Consider the following 16064-nt stretch of genomic DNA (forward strand, 5'->3'; position numbering starts at 1 on the left):
CCCAGAAATCCACCAGCACGAGACCGTCGCCACCGACCACCTCGTTGAAGTTGTCCTGGGTCAGCTCGACCGTTGCCACTACGACCTCCGAAAGTAGATGAGTACGCCCAAGTCAACACCGCCCGGTACCCGACTTGTTCCCGGCACCCTTGAGAGCGGCCGCCGAAGGGCACGGGCGGTTCCCGTACGCCGTACGAGCTGACCGGAATGCGGAGTCTCGAATGTGACCTGGGCCACGTTGTCAGATCGGCATGTCCACGAAGGGTGACGCGTAGTCCTGAACCTCCTCGAGGATCGACGCCGCCGCCTCCGGGGTCAGGTCCGCGCGCTCGCGCTCCGCAACCACCATCTGCCGCAGCAGGCGGGTCTCGCCCGCGGTCGCGAGGCCGGTGATCTCCGGGTGCCCGTTCAGCAGCCAGGCGGTCGCGGCGGTCACGTACCGCTGCTCGTCGAACGGCCGGTACCAGGTGTCGTACGCCTTCTGCTCACCGTCCTGCCAGTTCCGCCGGGCGATCATCTTGATCGTCATCAGCGCCGCGTCGGACGCCTTCACTGCCGCCACCAGCGCGGCATAGTCGGCCGCGTACTGCGGGTCGGTGGACAGTTTGTAGTTGAGCGGCGTCAGCACGCTGTCGAAGTCGAACCGGCGCAGTCCCTCGGTGTGAACCGACGGTGCTTGCGCGGTGTGCCCGGTGATGCCGATCGCCCGGACCATGCCCTCGTCCTTGGCCCGGATCGCCGCCTCCAGCGAACCGCCCTTCCCGGTGACCAGATCGAGGTTCTCCAGGTCGCAGACCGCGTGCATCTGGATCAGGTCGACGTGATCGGTCTGGAGCCGCTCCAGCGACCTGTTGATCTCGCTCCAGGCCTCCTCGAAGGTCCGGCGGCCGGTCTTGGTGGCGAGGAAGATCCGGTCCCGGATCTCCGGCATCCGCGGGCCGAGCCGCAGCTCCGCGTCGCCGTAGTCGGCGGCCACGTCGAAGTGGTTCAGGCCGGCGTCGAGCGCTTCCTGGATCGAGGCGTCGGCGGTGTCCTGGTCGGCGGCACCCAGCGCCGCGGCACCGTAGATCAGCACCGAACTCTGGTGGCCGAGCCGTCCCAATCGGCGAGTTTCCATCCTGGTCCTCCACGGGTAGCAGGGATTACTCAGACCCTATGCCTCGGAGGGCTGCTGGCAAGCGGTTGTCCACAGGGATATTGACCCGGTCGGGACGGGAGAGTTTCAGCTGGCGGACCCACGGAATCAGTTACACTGCGTGATCAGTTGATGCGTTCTTTTACCATGTTGTTCGCACGGATTTTCGAACCTGTCCGCGGCGTGTGGCATGGTGTGCGCTGCCCGGTCGAGCCGAGTGGGCATGAGAGAGGAGCTATGACGACGGTACCGAAGGTGTCACGCTTGGCCGTTGAGGGTGACACTGCGCGCGAGCGGGGTAACAGTATGGCTGCGGGGAGCGATGGACCATCCGGATCCTGGTCTCGGGTCTCCCGGAGGTCGGTAGCTTGCCGTATTCTCCCGGCTACTGTCCGCGTAACTGCTGTCTGAGGGGCGGGTAGGGATGAGTTGGTGGCGAACTGTACTGAATCTGCCGCCAAAAGGTGAGCACTGGTCGGACCAGCGCCGGGAGAAGAAACCCGGCAAGGGACGGCCGCAGAACACCGCACCGGAGTGGTGGTCCCACCCCGGCGGCCCGGTGTCACCTACGCCTCGCCAGGCGCAGGGGGTAGCGGCGCAGTACTCCGCTCCGCAGAACCAGGCTCCGCCGCCACCTGGCGGCGTGATGGCACCACCCCGCCGGCCGGCTCCGCGGACCCCGGACGCACCGCACCAGGACCCTGCGCACCGCACACCCGAGCGTTTGAAACAGCGTTCGCCGCACGGCGCGCATGCCGCGCCCGGTGGTCCGGCCCGTGACGTCGGTGGACCGGGGCAGACGCCGTGGTCGACCGAGCCGGAGTCGTCGTTCTCCACCTGGGCCCGGCGGTTCTTCCGCGGCCTGGTGGTCGTCGTCCTGCTGCTCGCCGCGATCAGTGGCATCCGCTCCTGGATCAGCCCGAACAAGGCGCCCGAGACGATCGTGTCCGGGCAGAGCAGTTTCCCGTCCGACGAGGCACGGGCAGTCGCGACCCGGTACGCGGTTTCGTACCTGACCTGGGACGAGAACAACCCGGACGCCCGCCCGGCGCAGGTCGGTCTCGACCTGGCGGCCGGCCTGGACGCACGCGCCGGGTGGAACGGTCGTGGCAAACAGACCGCCGACGTCGCGTACCCGGGGCAGATCACCATCGACTCCAACGGCCTCACCGCCAGCGTGGACGTCCGCGTCCGGGTGCATTCGTTCACCCGGCAGGGCAATAACGGCTGGGCGTCGGGTCCTACCTCCTGGCAGCGCGTTTCGGTACCGGTGGTGCGTACGTCGGCCCGAGTCGTGGCGAGCGCGCCGCCCACCTTCGTACCGGATGTGCGGGCGCCCCTGCCGAGCAACATGCCCGGCAACGGTGCCCCGGACGACGATTTGACCGCTGCTACCCAGAAGGACGCCGAGGCGTTCTTCAGTGCGTACGCCGAATCCGACAACAAGGTGTCGGCGGTGACCGCACCCGGTTCCACCATCCGCAGCCTGAACGGTGCGGTGAAGTTCGGGCAGCTCAAGGACTGGCAGGTCTACACCGGCAACGACGACGAACGGCGGGCGACCGCCGCTGTCACCTGGGACGGCGTGGGTGACACCACGCTGGACCAGACCTACACGCTCACGCTGAGGCGTACTGTCGCCACGGACGGAGCACAACGATGGCAAGTGGCTGCCGTCGGATGAATCCAGCTACTGGCCATCGGATGACCGATGCAAGGGAGACACCGCAATGATGACGCACGAACTGGCTGCGAGCGTGGTTCAGCTTGCCGTGCCGATGGCCGACCCCAATGTCCCGACGGGCGCCGACTTCAAGGACTGGGTCCTGGTCATCGCGGGGAACATCTTCATCGCGATCCTGGTGCTGCGCGCCATCGGCCACTACTTCAAGCGTGAGTGGGGCGAGCTGTTCGGCCACATCGCGGCCGGGATCCTGGTCGGCGGGCTGATCTACGCCAACAACCAGACGATCAACGTGCTCAAGGGCTTCTGGGGATTGCTCTCCGGGGGTAATTGATGCGCGTCGGCCGTACCCTCACCCATCACTTCGAGATCGAGACCCGGCAGTACGACCTGCTCGGCATCGACCTCGGCGAAGGCGCCCGGCGCCGGATGATCATCTTCGGTGCGGTGGTCATCCTGCTCTGGGTCGCGCTGCTGTTCCCGTTCATCGGGGTACCGCAGAAACCCACGGTCAGTCTGTACGTGGTGCCGCCGTTCGTGATCACCGCGTTCGGCTGGCGGCCGGGCAAGTTCCACGAACGCCGCCGCCGGGTCACCGAGTGGGCGCTGGCCGTCCGGTATGCCTTGCGTGCACACCGGCCGATCATCGGCCTCGGCGCCCGGGCCGCGGACAAGTCGGAGTACCTGCCCTGGCGGGAGCGGGTCTCGACCCGCAAGGTCGCCGACCTGGCCAAGGCCAGGATCACGCCGGAATGGGAGCGCGAGGTCGTGGTCGAACTCGATCCGCGGGTCCGGGCCGGCGCCGACATCACCGTCAACCAGCGGGCCCGGCTGCTCGGGTCGGATCACGTCCAACGGGTCAGTCGCCGGACAACGTCAGGGAAGAGGCCTGAATGAAAATCGCCGACAAGCTCCTGAACCTGGTGGGGGTCGGCCGCGAGCGCGGCCTGCCGCCACCACGGCTGGTGGCCATCGCCGACGGTCTGCTGGTGACCGAGCGCAGCGCCGAAGCCTGGTTCCTGATCTCGGTGGCGAACACCGACCTGGCCACCGAGGCCGAGCAGGACGCCGCGCTGGACGCCGCGGTCAGCGCCGCCGCGACCATCCTCGGCGACCGGCTCAGCCACCTGAAGGTGGTCTGGGGCCGCTCCACCGGCCAGGACTACATCGACTCGGTGGCCGGCCACTACCGGCTCGGCGACCACGAGGCGTGGGCGCAGACCCGGGCCGACCGGATCGACGAGATGCGGATGCCGGAGCGGTACGTCGCGCTCGGCGTGCACCTGTCCGACCGGGACCCGCGGGCGACCGCCCAGGTCCGCGGCTCGATCAGTGACGCTCTCGGTACGACGTCGTGGCGGGTGAGCGCGCGCGAGCTCGCGCACCTCGACGAGCGGGTGCGCAAGCTCGCTCGTCAGCTCGGCTCGACCGTCTGGCGCGCGCACACCGCGCCGGCCGAGGTGATCTCGTGGCTGATCAGCCGGGAGATGCATCGCGGCGCGGTCGCGGCACCACGACGGGGCCTGATCACGGGTGCCTCACTCGCCCGGCTGACTTCGGGGCGCGTGGTGCCGTACACCGATCACCTCCGGATCTACGACACTCGCGGCCAGATCGCCGCGTACACGTCGGTGCTGGCGATGACCGATTTCCCCGAAGAGCTGGAGACACCCGGCGCGGGGGAGTGGCTGCGTACGCTGTCCGAGATCAAGGCGATCGACGACGACGGCGACGAGATCGACGTCACGGTCGAGGCGTCCGTACGCTTCCGGGTGCTGACCAAGAAGACCGCGCGGCACCTTGTCGACGAGACCCGGAAGAGCGCGAAGGAACAGCGGCGCTCGGCGGCGAAGGGTACGGCCGAGGAGACCGCCGACGAGATCGTCGAGACCGAGCGGGTGATGCGCGAGGTCAAGCGTGACATCAACCGCAGCGGCCTGACCCTGGTCGAGGACCACCCGCGCCTGCTGGTCAGCGCGGACACCCGCGAGGACCTCGAGGCGTACGTCGACGCGGTCATCGCGCACTACGCCGACCGGGGCATCACCGTTGCCGCGGGCGCCGACGAACAGCGCGATCTGTGGCTGGAGTCCCTGCCGGGCGATCAGCTTCGCGTGCCGGACCTCGGGCACGTACGCGAGTCGACCGCGTTCTTCGGGTCCTGGTTCTGGGGCGGCGCGTCGATCGGTGACGCGACCGGTCCGGCGGTGGGCTACCTGACCGGGTCGACACCTGGCCTCGTACGCTTCGATGCCGCGGCGGGCTCGGCGCTCGGTGACGCGACGACGACACTGTTCCTCGGGCGTTCCGGCCGTGGAAAGACGACCGCCGCGATGATGGGCGGCCTGGACTCCGCGTTCGCCGGTGCCTGGGTGCCGCTGCTCGACCTGAAGGGCGATGCGGCCGGCGTGTCAGCGGTCGCCGCGGAGTACGGCGTACCCACTGCTGTCATCGAGATCACCGCACAGTTCTCCGGCGCGGCGGACCTGCTGCGCGTACTGCCTGTTGACGACGCTTTGCTGCAGGCCCCGTCGCAGCTGATGCTCCTGCTGCCACCGCATCTGCGCGGTGCGGCCGAAGCACCAGTCGTCGCGGCCACCCGCGCCGAGATCCAGTCGCCGGACCCATCCTCTTGGGGCGTCATCCAGCGGCTCTGCGCCTCCGACTCCGAAACCGTCCGGACCGTAGGTTTCGCGCTCCGCGACCTGGTCGAGACCGGCCTCGGCTCCGTTGTCGCCGGCCCACCGTCCGGTCTCTCCTCGCTGACCACGAACCCGGGCCTCTGGGTCGTCCAGATGCCCGGCCTCACCCTCCCGTCGCCCGAATCGGCCCCCGAATCCTGGTCCCCGATCGAACGCGTCGGCATGGCCTGCCTCCGCGGCTGCCTAGCCTGGATGATCCGCACCACCGGCCGCCGCGAGTTCCGCGGCCGCTCGAAGGTCGTCATCGTCCCCGAGGTCCACCTGCTCACCAAGACCCCCGATGGCGCATCCTTCCTCGACTACATCGCCCGAGTAGGCCGTGCCCTCGGCGCATCCCTCGTCCTCGACACCCAGGACCCCGCGTCAATCCTCAAGCTCCCCGGCCTCGTCGAGCAGATCACCACCCTCTTCGCCTTCAGCCTCCGCTCCCGCGAACAGGTCGATTCCCTCCTCGAACTACTCGGCCGCCCGCAAACCGCCCCGTACCAAACCCTGGTCCGAGGCATCAACACCGCCGCCAACGGCAAATCCATCCGCCACGGCCACTGCATCATGCGAGACCGCTGGGACGAAGTAGCCACCGTCCAAATCGACATCCCCAGCCAACGAGTAGCCACCCTCCTCCGCACCACCCCCGAATCCGAACACACCACCGACACCACCCCCACCACCCCGCCCCCACCCCCCGAAGACCCCTTCGCCGACGACGAAGACCTCCTCGAACACACCCCCGAGCCGGCCGGCGCCACGTCCTCCGCCTTCACCGCGCCCTCCACCGACGCGTCCGCCTCCAGCCCCCACCCAGCCACGGCGACTCACCCGTCAGCCCACGACGCCCAACTCGCCGACCACCACGCCCAGCCCACAGCACCCGCGTACGGCACGCAGCCCGGCCCCGCCACGCCCAACCACAACGCCCGACCAGCCGACGCGATATCCGGCTCGACTGGCTACAGCGGGCAGCCAGCTGATGCGATGACAGAGCCCGGCGGTTACATCCTCCAGTCCGGCAGCGCGGAGGCCCAGCACTTCAGCCACCGCCCCGACGCCAGCACTGCAAACGGCACCCCGCCACGACCGTCCGCGGGCTACGCCTCCACCAACGCTGAGCAAAGCACCACCCCACCAGCACCCGCCCCACGAACCAGTTCCTCCGCCCCCGACTCCACCCCGCAGGAATCGTCACCCCCCGCCCCCGGACCGTCCGTACCCGGAACACCTGCACCTGCCTCTCCCGCACCTGGAATGCCCGCGCCTGGAATGCCCGCGCCTGGAATGCCCGCGCCTGGAGCGACGACGTCCGAGTCACTGTCGTCAGGAGCCCCCACACCCGGCGCCGCCCCGACCACGCAGCCCGCGCCCCGACCAACCCCACCGCCCTCTACGCCGGCGACCCCCTCCACCCCACCCGCGTCCCCGACGTACGCCCAAACCCCCGCCCCCAGCGACCCTCACCAAGCCACCCCGGTAGCCCAGCAGAACGGCCACCCCCCAATCCCCAACGGCCAAGACCACCCCCAAGACGCCCCCAACTCCCTCCGCTACGAATCCCCGATCGGCCCCGACGAGGTCTACGACCAAGAAGCCGACGAAGCCGCCTACAACGAAGCCATGCACCCCGCCTACGGCGAGGACACCCCCCAAGACACCTCCCAGCACCCCACTCCCGGCAACAAGGAACACGTAGCATGAGATGGCCCCGCCGCCTCCGAACAGCGGCCACCGTCCTAGCCATCTCCGTAATAATCACCGCCCAAGCCGCCCTAGCAGCCGACCCCAACCAGGGTCCAACTAGCCCCACCGGCTTCGCGGACCTGCTCCCTACCCCCGACCTGACCCACGGCGACACTCGAACCCTGTTCGAGCAGTACACGCCGATGGCCTACGGGCTGGACTTTGACACGGGCCTAACCGACTCGTTCAACATGATCTTCAATGGTTACGCGTATCTGGTGATGATGTACATCACTGCGATCACCCGAGCCGCGATCTCGGTAGGGTGGTGGCTCTTCTCCTTCACCGACGTCAAACCGCTGACTGACGCGACGTCAGCGACTATCGGGGCCACCGGCACGCAATTGGTGGGATGGCTGCTGCCATCGGCGCTGGCGTTCGGTGCCGTCGCCGCCTACATGCAACGACGTGCAACCGGAAGCGCATTGGGCCAAATGGTCTGGGTGTTGGTGGCTGGCGTTCTGAGCGTCAGCTTTGCGCTTGCCCCCGCAACGTGGTTGCGGGGTGTCGACGGTGCCCGGCAGTTGGGCGCCGGCGCTGTGATGACTGCGTCGTCTGATGCCCTGGGGCCGACCATGCAATCTCCTATTCCGTGGCCGGAACCAGGGTTCGCTGGTACGCCAAAGGACACGTTGCTGCGAAAGTCTGGCGATGCGAGCTGGCGTGGTTTCGCTGTCACGCCGTGGTGTATCGCGGAGTTCGGTTCGATCGCAGCCTGCGAGCGTTACGGCAAAGGGATGCTCGACGCTGGTGTGAATCCGAAAGATCGCATGAATTACGTCAAAAATGTGATCGTTCCGGCAGAAGGAGGCGAAGATTCTCCGACTGCGAAATGGGTCAAGGGTGACAATCCATTTGGCCGAACCGCGGTAGTAATGCTCGCGGCGATTGCCGCGACACTGTTCGGCTTCCTGAATATCGGGCTGGCTTTTACTGCCTTGATGGCGTTCATTGGGGCGCTGCTGCTACTAGTTGCCGGTGTGTTCTTCGCCTGCTTGTGGATCATCCCCGGGCGCCCCCGGCAGTGGGGCCTCAACTGGTTTGAGGCGCTTGTTGGCCTTGTGCTTCAATCATTCCTCGCCATGCTGGTCTTCGGCACGGCTCTGACGCTTGTCACCGCGATCTTCACACTGACTGGTTCATTGGGCTGGTTGCCGGTGACAGGCTTGTCAATCGCAGTTCTGATCGTCGGATTCCGGCTTCGGCGGTTGTTGGACAGTTTGACGACGATGATGCGGCCGGGTTCCGGGAGCATCATGTTGGGTGGGCTCGCCCGCCGCGGTGCGATGGGTGCGGTCAGGCGTGTGATGGGAGCCTTGGGCAGCCGTGGCGCAGCGCCAGCTCCAGCTGAGCGGAGCCGCGATCATGCTCGGACGGCGGAGACGTCGCAGCGGGTTTCAGCGGTGCGGGTTTATCGGCAGGCTCCGGTGGTTGGTTCGTTGGGGCGTGGCTCGGGCGGCGGGTCGCCGTACGAGCTCACCGCGGGAGCTGAGCGGCGTCGTGCCGACGGTGCGGCGGCGGGTGCCGGTGGTCCGGGAGGTGCTGGCATGGGCGGGCAGGCGGCAGCGGCCGCGGGTGGTGCGGCGGTTGGCGGTCGGCTCGCGGCTGCGGCCGGAGGTTCGCGGTCTGCATCGGCGCTCAACTTGGCTCGTGCTCGCTCCCAGTCGGCAGATGGCGACAAGCGTCGGACGATCACCGTGTCCAGCGCCGGCGTGGCGGCCCCGAGCAGCACCACCGCCGGCGGAAGCAACAACTCGTCCGCGGCTCAGAAGGCCCGCCACTCCCGTCGTCCTATCCCCGTGCCATCAAACGATGTCCGGTACGAGCCGCGAGCGCACACTCACTCGGCGAGCTTGCGGGAAGGACCGCCGAAGGGGCAGCGAGTACGACGGAAGACGCCGGCGTCGCAGCCGCGCCAGTTCCGTGACTACTCGACTGTCACCAAGGACGGCGTGACGGTGCACGTTCCGGTGCGCAGGTGATGCCGGATGGCCAGGAAACCACGATCTCCCGACGATCGCCGCGAAGGCGCGTCCCGGTCTCGCCACCGCGCGCCGCAGCCGCAGGACTCGGACGACGACCGCAAGGGCAGCAGGGCACGCCCCGAAGCGCCGGACGGCTGGCGCTCGCTGATGAGCGCCGACTACGACTATCCGGACGAGTTGGGCGATCTCAGCGGTCGTGACCGTCGCCGCGCGAAGAAGAACTGGCGCCGCGATGACCACGCGCAACGGATGGCATGGTTGCGGAACCAGCGCCGGGCAGAGCCGACGAGCCCGGTCGCCATCGTGGTACTGGTGGTCGTCGTCGCGATCGTCATCCTCGGACTCGGCGGCGGCCTGCCACGCCTTTTCGGCGGGAAGAGCAAAGACGAAGGTACGCCGATCAGCTTGCTGACCCCAGGTCGTTCCGTGGTACTTCCAACCGCGCCGGCCACGCAGTCGAACCAGCCCACCGCACCCACCAGTACCCTCACCACACCACCCCTGCAGAGCCAGCGCCCGTCCGGCGATGCGGTAGCACTCGCGAGCGATGTCGTTGGTGCGTGGGCACGCGCCTTCTACACCCGTGACCCCGGCGCGGAGGCGTACGATGCTTTGGTCGCGAAATGCGCGAAGTACATGACACCCGAGGTGGCTTCCAGTTTTACCTCGGCCGGTGATCCGACGTACGACGCTCTCAAGACCGACGGCGGGAAGTCGACTGTCCTCGCGGCCCCGGTCAGTACGCCCCCACCCAACGCGGAGGCACCGGTTGACACACCCGGCCGGATCACCCGGTTCGTGAAGATCACGATCGATGTGACGGGCAAGCATCCGCAGCGGTTCGATGTTCCGCTGCTCATCACTCTCTCCAACCAGAACGGCCAATGGCTGATCAGCGATGTATCTGGCGGTACGGGGCCATGACGGCGGGGGACTGCGATGTTCGACGAGCGTGATCTCGGTCGTGGACTGCTCTCCGTCACGAGCCGGGGTTGGTTTGCCAAGGGCGCGGCCGCGCTGGCGGTGCTGGGCGTGGCGAGTCTGTTGATGCTCGCGCCGTTCGGCGGCGGTACCACGACGCAGGCGGCGTGCCCTCCCGGCGCACCCGGGCAGGCCGGCGACCCGAAGTCGAACGGTCCGCTCCGGGCGATTCAGGTCGGCTGGGCGAAGTTGATCGACAGCGTTGCGATCGAGCGCGGATTGCCAGGCAAGGCGACATTGATCGCGCTGATGACAGCGCTGGTGGAGTCGGATCTGCAGAACCTCGCGTACGGCGACCTTGACTCGGTCGGGCTGTTCCAGCAGCGAACGGAGTCTGGCTGGGGCTCGCAGGCGGAGCTCCAGCAATGGCATTACGCGACCAATGCGTTCTTCGGTGGTAAGGGCGCACCATTTCCACCGGGTTTGGTCGACATCGACGGTTGGCCATCGATGCCCCTCGGGGACGTTGCCCAACGAGTGCAGAGGTCCGCGTACCCCGATCGCTATGCCTTACGTGAGCAAGAGGCGCGAGGCATCGCCGCGGAAGCCGGCATCGACCTCACCCGCTCTGGCAATCCGTACGCCGGCCGACCGAACGCACCGACGGGCGGCTCGGTCGTCGACGGGCTCCAGGACACCAGCAACAGCTGCGACCAGTCCGGCGGTGGCCTGAGCAGCGGCAAGCCGGTGAACGGTGTTTGGCCGGAGCAGAAGGCATCAGTCACCGACCCAACTGGCACCGGTGGCCTGGTGACCCCGCGTACGGCAGCGTGGGTCGCGGAGGCACGCAAGAATCTCGGCACCCTGAGCATGAGCTGCTGGGACGCACACCTCTGGAACCCAACCAGCGACCATCCACGCGGCAAAGCCTGCGACATCATGGTCGGCGCGGATGGCAGGAAATCAGCCCAGGCCCGAGCCCGCGGCGACCAGATAGCCAACTGGGCCATCAAAACCGCAGCCCAAACCGGTGTTCACTACGTAATCTGGTACGGCAAAATCTGGTCCGCCCGCCGCGGCACCTGGATCCCCTACAACGGCGGCGGCGTCTACAACCCCACCGACGCCACCGGCGGCCACTTCGACCACGTCCACGTGTCCCTGTGGTGACTAGGAACAAGCCCAACCCCTCACCCCGCAAGGAGAACCGATGACCGGCCCCAGCGAGCCAAATGAGGAAAATGGCACCTGGCCCGGTCCATCCAACCCTGCATCGTCAGGTCCCTCGAACTACGTTCCTCTTCCTGGTGGTCGGCCACCGCATGAGCTGCCGTCGGCGTCGCGGGACAGGCAACGTGCTGGAATACTGCCCGAGCCGTCGGCTTGGACTGCCCTGCTGACTGCGATTCCCTGGTTCTTCTGGAGCTTGGTCCTCGTCGTCTGGGTTGCTGGAGCAATTGGCTTTGGCTGGGGTTGGATCGTTGTCGGATTGTGGATTCTGTCCGGTGTGATGATCTTTGTCGCGCCAGCCGAGTCGCTGCTCGCCAGGTATCTCTTTCGGCTCCGTGAGCCGACACTGATCGAGCAGCAGCGGCTAGCGCCGATATGGCACCAGCTTCTGGCGCGTACGAATGCTCGGTCTGGCAGATACACCTTGTGGATTCAGGAGACGGACGAAGTCAATGCGACTCCAACCCCAGGTCATGTCGTAGCAGTCAGTCGTTGGGCGCTCTATACCTTGCCGCCAACCCACCTGGAGGCTGTCCTGGCGCACGAGTTCGCGCATCACCTGGGCGGCCGATCGTGGCTGAGTATGCTCAGTTTCTGGTATTCGATCCCGGCGCGATGTGGCCTGATTGCAGTTCGCGCGATTGCCCGATTGATGAGGCGCGTTCCAGCGCTCGGTTGCGCTATAGGTGGCTTCCTGGTGATGGCCTATGTCGGACTAATTCTGGCCGTCTTTGCGCTCGGGCATGGCTACATCTGGCCCTTCCTCTTCATAACGCCATTCATTGCTCCGCCGTTTCTTGCGTGGCTCAATCGATGGCATGTCAGGCAGGCCGACCAGAAGACGGCTGCGCTGGGGTACGGCAGCACGCTCGTGCAGGTGCTGTACGGCTGGCAGATGGAACACCAGCAGACGCTGGGACGTGAAGACAGCCGGCGAGCTCAGGTGATGGCCAATACGCCGTCCCTTGTCGAGCGCGTCCGCGTGCTCGAGCGGGCGGGGGGTGCGCCTCCAGCCGCGTGGGGATGATGGGCAGTCGGGATCTGTCGAGTCCGGAGGTGCCACTGCTCCTGAATCCTTGCCATGGGCGAGACACGAACCGAGCCAAGAAGCCGACCATTAGGCAGCGATGCTCGGGTATGGAGCGACGCTTGTCCAGGTTCTGTACGGCTGGCAGATGCAGCATCAACAGGATCTCGGGCAGGCCGGTACTCGCCGGGCGCAGGTCATGTCCAGTACTCCCTCGCTTGTCGATCGGGTGCACACGATCGAGCAGACGGCAGGCATTCCTCCCGCTGCATGGGGCTGACAAGTCTCTCTGTTTGGAGGTGCCAAGCGTCGGACCATGGGTACGGCATCGTCGATCAACCTTCGTGACAAAAGCAGACCGCGGCGCACGGAGTCGAGTCCAAGATGCGCCGCGGTCTCATCGGGATCAACAGTGTTGCTGCACCTCCACCGACGTAAGCATGATAGCTGGTGACAGCGGGAGGAGTCGCAGTACGTGCTGCCCTAGCGATTAGGTGACGAGTCAATCGCAAGTGCGAAGGCGTCATCCTGTAGGTCTGTCTTTCTGGCTTCGTGACAAAAGCAGACCGCGGCGCATGGAGTCGAGTCCAAAATGGCCGCGGTCTCATCGGCCTCGACGGTGTTAGCGCACCTAAGCCGACGTATGAATTCTACAGGACGGCTAGGTGAAGTAGCACCATTGTCGAGTGTCTGAGAGCCCAATCTCAAGCCCGAGGCGTCGGGTGAGAATTCTGTTTGGGCGGCGACTGCGGAGCTCTCTCCGGTCTGTGCGTTATGGCGTGATTCGTTTGATGTTGTGGGTTGTGTTTGGGGCGGTGAAGGTCAGGAGGGCTTGGGCTTCGGGGGTGATGGTGGTCCAGGCGGAGGGGGGTATGGGGGTGAAGGGGGAGATTTCGAGGGTGGCGGTGGATTTGGATTTGGTTAGTTTCCAGAGGGCTGTTGCTTGGCCGTTGTGGAGGAGGGTGCCTTTGGTCAGGACGTCGTGGAGGGCTAGGGAGGCTCGGGTGGTGGGGGTGATGAAGCGGGTTCGGTCGGCGTGGGAGAGGAGGAGGTTGTCGTATTCGGGGAGGAAGCGGGTGGGGGGTTCGATGTCGTCGGTGGGGAGGGACAGGTGGGGGAGGTCGTAGAGGGTGCGGCCGGTGGTGGCGTCGGTGTAGGTGCGGAGGTCCAGGCGGTCGAAGATTTCGGAGAGGCGGGTCAGGCCGGACCAGGTTTGGGCGTCGGCTACTGAGGCAGGGCCGTAGGCGGCTAGGTAGCGGAGGATTAGGGCGTCTGGGGAGTTCGGCGGGACTGAGGGGTTCGACTGGCCAGGGGTGGTCGGCAGTGCTGGGGTGGTTGGTGCGGCGGGGCCAGTGGGGGAGGTGAGCCAGAGGTCTGCGGTGGTGAGGGTGGGGTGGCCGGAGCGGTTCCAGAGGCCTCGGGGTGGGACTTGGAGGGTGGGGAGTAGGCAGCGGACGGCGTGGGCCAGGGCGGCGGGGTCGCGGTCGGGCCATAGAGTGCTGAGGTGGGTGCGGAGTTGGGCCGCGGTGGCGGGGGATTCGGTCATCCGGGCGATGCCGGCGGACAGGACGGCGTCCATGTCGAGGCCCTCCAGGCGGTGCCGGCCGTAGGTGATGTTTTGGTAGACCTCGCGTTCGAGACGGGGCTGGATCAGCGGGCGGAAGGCGAGGAAGTCGCGGCTCGACGTGAGATGGATGGTTGCCCGCATCATCGAACCGCGGACTGCCTGGCGGGATTCGAGCAGGTCGGACAGTTCCTCGGCGCGGAAGTTGGCGAGGCGGGTCCAGAGGCCGACGTACGGGGCTTGTGGTGACTGAGCTTGCAGGCCGACGAGGTGTTCGATCGCTTCCAGGGCGGTGGCGTCGTGGCGGCGGAGGAGCCATTGCCGGTCGAGGGTCGCACGGTTTAGTACCTGCGGGCTCAGCTTTTGCATGACCTGATCCTCTCCTGGGGCCGGAGTCCACGATAGGACGGGGTAGCGGTCAGGTTCTGGCCGCTATGCAGGTCACAGGAAGGACAGGTTTTCCCTTGCGGGCGGGGATTCGCGCGGGGAACTGCTTCCCCCTGGGTGCCGCACGGACTTAGGGTTCGACGGATCGTAGTGGGAGTGTTACGGAACATGAGCGTGGGAGGGAAACGTATGTCCAAACGCCGCAAGGCGCTGGTGGCCGCCACCGCCGGGTTGGCCAGCATCTCGCTCGGGTTGTCGTTCACCAGCGCCGCGGGGGCCGCGCCGGAAGCAGCGAAGGCCGACCCGAATGGGCTGAAGCTGGTCAAGACCAAGACGTCGTTGCTCGGCAAGCACTACTGGTATCAACAGACTTTCAAGGGCCTGCCGGTGGTCGGTGGGTACTACGCGAAGCATGTCGCCAAGGACGGCGCGGTGCAGGTCGCGGACGGCCGGGACGCCGTACCGGCGAATCTGGATGTGCGTACGACGGTGGCGCCGGCGTCCGCTACCCAGGCGGCGAACGCGGCGGTGACCGCCCGTGCCAACCGGGCCCGGAACGCCGGTCCGGAGAAGCGCTTCGCGAAGCAGCCCGCCGCGACCAGCGGTGCCGCGCAGCTCGCGGTGATCGGCGGGCCGAACGCGCGCGTGGTCTGGAACGTCACCAGCCGCTCGACCGAGGGTGTCACCCGGTCGCTGGTGGACGCGAAGTCCGGCAGCGTCGTCGAGTCGAAGGTGATCAGCGACAACATCGACGGGCGCGGCTCGGTCTTCGACCCGAACCCGGTGGTCAGCGAGCAGAACGAGAAGCTGACCGACCAGAACGACAAGAACCAGGACGCGCTGTTCCTGGCGCAGAAGAACGTGATCCTGCGCAACCTGGACGGATCCGGCAAGCTCAACGGCAGCTTCGTCAACATCAAGGAAGCCAAGGGCGGCCTGGCGCAGAGCAAGACCAACACCTTCGTGTACCAGCGCGCGAACGACAAGTTCGAGCAGGTCATGTCGTACTACCACATCAACCAGACGCAGGAGTACATCCAGCAACTGGGCTTCGAGGACGTGAACAACGAGTCGCAGGACGTCTCCGTCGACACGTACTCCGGTGACAACTCGTTCTACGATCCGTCGACCGACATGATCACGTACGGCGAAGGTGGCGTCGACGATGCCGAGGACGCCGAGGTGATCTGGCACGAGTACGGGCACGCGATCCAGGACGATGTCGTACCCGGCTTCGGGGAGTCGGAGCAGGCGGGTGCGATCGGTGAGGGCTTCGGCGACTACTGGGCCGTGACCATGTCGGTTCCGGTCAGCAAGGGCTTCAACCTGCCGTGCGTGATGGACTGGGACGCCACTTCGTACACGACCGACGAGCCGCACTGCCTGCGGCGTACGGACACCGGCAAGACCACCGACGACATCGACGGTGAGGTGCACGACGACGGCGAGATCTGGTCGAACGCGCTGTGGGACATCCACCAGGCGCTCGGCCGGGCGAAGGCGAACAAGGTAATCCTCGAGGCGACGTTCTTCTACGACCCCGACACGTCGTTCGCGGCGGCGGCGCAGGACACCGTCCAGGCGGCGCGGCTCCTGTACGGGAAGACGGCGGCCGCTCAGGTCACCAAGGCTTTCCAGGACCGCAAGATCCTCAAGTGACATACCAGGTCATGCGCCCACGGCTACTGTGGGCGC

The 16064-nt window shown here is 66.7% G+C and carries 11 protein-coding genes; 9 read left to right on the forward strand and 2 right to left on the reverse strand.

What is annotated here, in order from left to right; genetic code table 11:
- Positions 1-241: 241 nt before the first annotated feature.
- Positions 242-1117: an aldo/keto reductase gene (locus ABD260_RS20120; RefSeq protein WP_344235142.1), complete on the reverse strand. Its 876-nt coding sequence runs from the start codon at positions 1115-1117 to the stop codon at positions 242-244.
- A gap of 742 nt (positions 1118-1859) precedes the next feature.
- Here ABD260_RS20120 and ABD260_RS20125 point away from each other — a divergent pair.
- The 8 genes from ABD260_RS20125 to ABD260_RS20160 all read left to right on the forward strand — a co-directional run bounded on the left by ABD260_RS20125 (position 1860) and on the right by ABD260_RS20160 (position 12418).
- A complete protein-coding gene (locus tag ABD260_RS20125) occupies positions 1860-2819 on the forward strand; it encodes a conjugal transfer protein (protein WP_344235143.1) in 960 nt (319 codons plus the stop codon).
- Positions 2820-2865: 46 nt separating this feature from the next.
- Positions 2866-3153, forward strand: a complete 288-nt coding sequence (locus ABD260_RS20130; protein WP_344235144.1) for a hypothetical protein — start codon at positions 2866-2868, stop codon at positions 3151-3153.
- On the forward strand, positions 3153-3716 hold the full coding sequence (locus ABD260_RS20135; protein ID WP_344235145.1) for a hypothetical protein: 564 nt from the start codon (positions 3153-3155) through the stop codon (positions 3714-3716). The genes ABD260_RS20130 and ABD260_RS20135 overlap by 1 nt, the downstream gene beginning before the upstream one ends.
- The gene (locus tag ABD260_RS20140; protein ID WP_344235146.1) at positions 3713-7213 is read left to right on the forward strand and encodes an ATP-binding protein; all 3501 of its coding nucleotides are present in this window, start codon (positions 3713-3715) and stop codon (positions 7211-7213) included. Before ABD260_RS20135 ends, ABD260_RS20140 begins: the two co-directional genes overlap by 4 nt.
- 185 nt (positions 7214-7398) lie before the next feature.
- Positions 7399-9237: a hypothetical protein gene (locus ABD260_RS20145; RefSeq protein ID WP_344235147.1), complete on the forward strand. Its 1839-nt coding sequence runs from the start codon at positions 7399-7401 to the stop codon at positions 9235-9237.
- 6 nt (positions 9238-9243) lie between these two features.
- A complete protein-coding gene (locus ABD260_RS20150; protein ID WP_344235148.1) occupies positions 9244-10164 on the forward strand; it encodes a hypothetical protein in 921 nt (306 codons plus the stop codon).
- 15 nt (positions 10165-10179) lie between these two features.
- The gene (locus ABD260_RS20155; protein ID WP_344235149.1) at positions 10180-11331 is read left to right on the forward strand and encodes a VldE C-terminal domain-containing protein; all 1152 of its coding nucleotides are present in this window, start codon (positions 10180-10182) and stop codon (positions 11329-11331) included.
- A gap of 40 nt (positions 11332-11371) precedes the next feature.
- Positions 11372-12418, forward strand: coding sequence for a M48 family metalloprotease (locus ABD260_RS20160; protein WP_344235150.1), 1047 nt, complete (start codon positions 11372-11374; stop codon positions 12416-12418).
- A 772-nt stretch (positions 12419-13190) separates the two neighbouring features.
- Here ABD260_RS20160 and ABD260_RS20165 read toward each other — a convergent pair.
- Positions 13191-14351, reverse strand: a complete 1161-nt coding sequence (locus tag ABD260_RS20165; protein ID WP_344235151.1) for a winged helix DNA-binding domain-containing protein — start codon at positions 14349-14351, stop codon at positions 13191-13193.
- A 207-nt stretch (positions 14352-14558) separates the two neighbouring features.
- On the opposite strand from ABD260_RS20165, the gene ABD260_RS20170 reads away from it, so the two are divergent.
- Positions 14559-16028 carry a M4 family metallopeptidase gene (locus tag ABD260_RS20170; RefSeq protein ID WP_344235152.1) on the forward strand — a complete coding sequence of 490 codons (1470 nt, stop codon included), beginning with the start codon at positions 14559-14561 and terminating at the stop codon, positions 16026-16028.
- Positions 16029-16064 lie beyond the last annotated feature (36 nt).

The sequence above is a fragment of the Kribbella hippodromi genome, from assembly GCF_039531045.1.
In the GTDB taxonomy this organism is placed as follows: Bacteria; Actinomycetota; Actinomycetes; order Propionibacteriales; family Kribbellaceae; genus Kribbella; species Kribbella hippodromi.

What these genes read in the sequence shown, in the direction of transcription:
- ABD260_RS20155 (WP_344235149.1), top strand. Translation starts at nt 10,180, where the DNA reads ATGTTCGACGAGCGTGATCTCGGTCGTGGACTGCTCTCCGTCACGAGC.
- ABD260_RS20130 (WP_344235144.1), top strand. Translation starts at nt 2,866, where the DNA reads ATGATGACGCACGAACTGGCTGCGAGCGTGGTTCAGCTTGCCGTGCCG.
- ABD260_RS20165 (WP_344235151.1), bottom strand. Translation starts at nt 14,351, where the DNA reads ATGCAAAAGCTGAGCCCGCAGGTACTAAACCGTGCGACCCTCGACCGG.
- ABD260_RS20145 (WP_344235147.1), top strand. Translation starts at nt 7,399, where the DNA reads ATGGCCTACGGGCTGGACTTTGACACGGGCCTAACCGACTCGTTCAAC.
- ABD260_RS20120 (WP_344235142.1), bottom strand. Translation starts at nt 1,117, where the DNA reads ATGGAAACTCGCCGATTGGGACGGCTCGGCCACCAGAGTTCGGTGCTG.
- ABD260_RS20160 (WP_344235150.1), top strand. Translation starts at nt 11,372, where the DNA reads ATGACCGGCCCCAGCGAGCCAAATGAGGAAAATGGCACCTGGCCCGGT.
- ABD260_RS20170 (WP_344235152.1), top strand. Translation starts at nt 14,559, where the DNA reads ATGTCCAAACGCCGCAAGGCGCTGGTGGCCGCCACCGCCGGGTTGGCC.
- ABD260_RS20140 (WP_344235146.1), top strand. Translation starts at nt 3,713, where the DNA reads ATGAAAATCGCCGACAAGCTCCTGAACCTGGTGGGGGTCGGCCGCGAG.
- ABD260_RS20135 (WP_344235145.1), top strand. Translation starts at nt 3,153, where the DNA reads ATGCGCGTCGGCCGTACCCTCACCCATCACTTCGAGATCGAGACCCGG.
- ABD260_RS20150 (WP_344235148.1), top strand. Translation starts at nt 9,244, where the DNA reads ATGGCCAGGAAACCACGATCTCCCGACGATCGCCGCGAAGGCGCGTCC.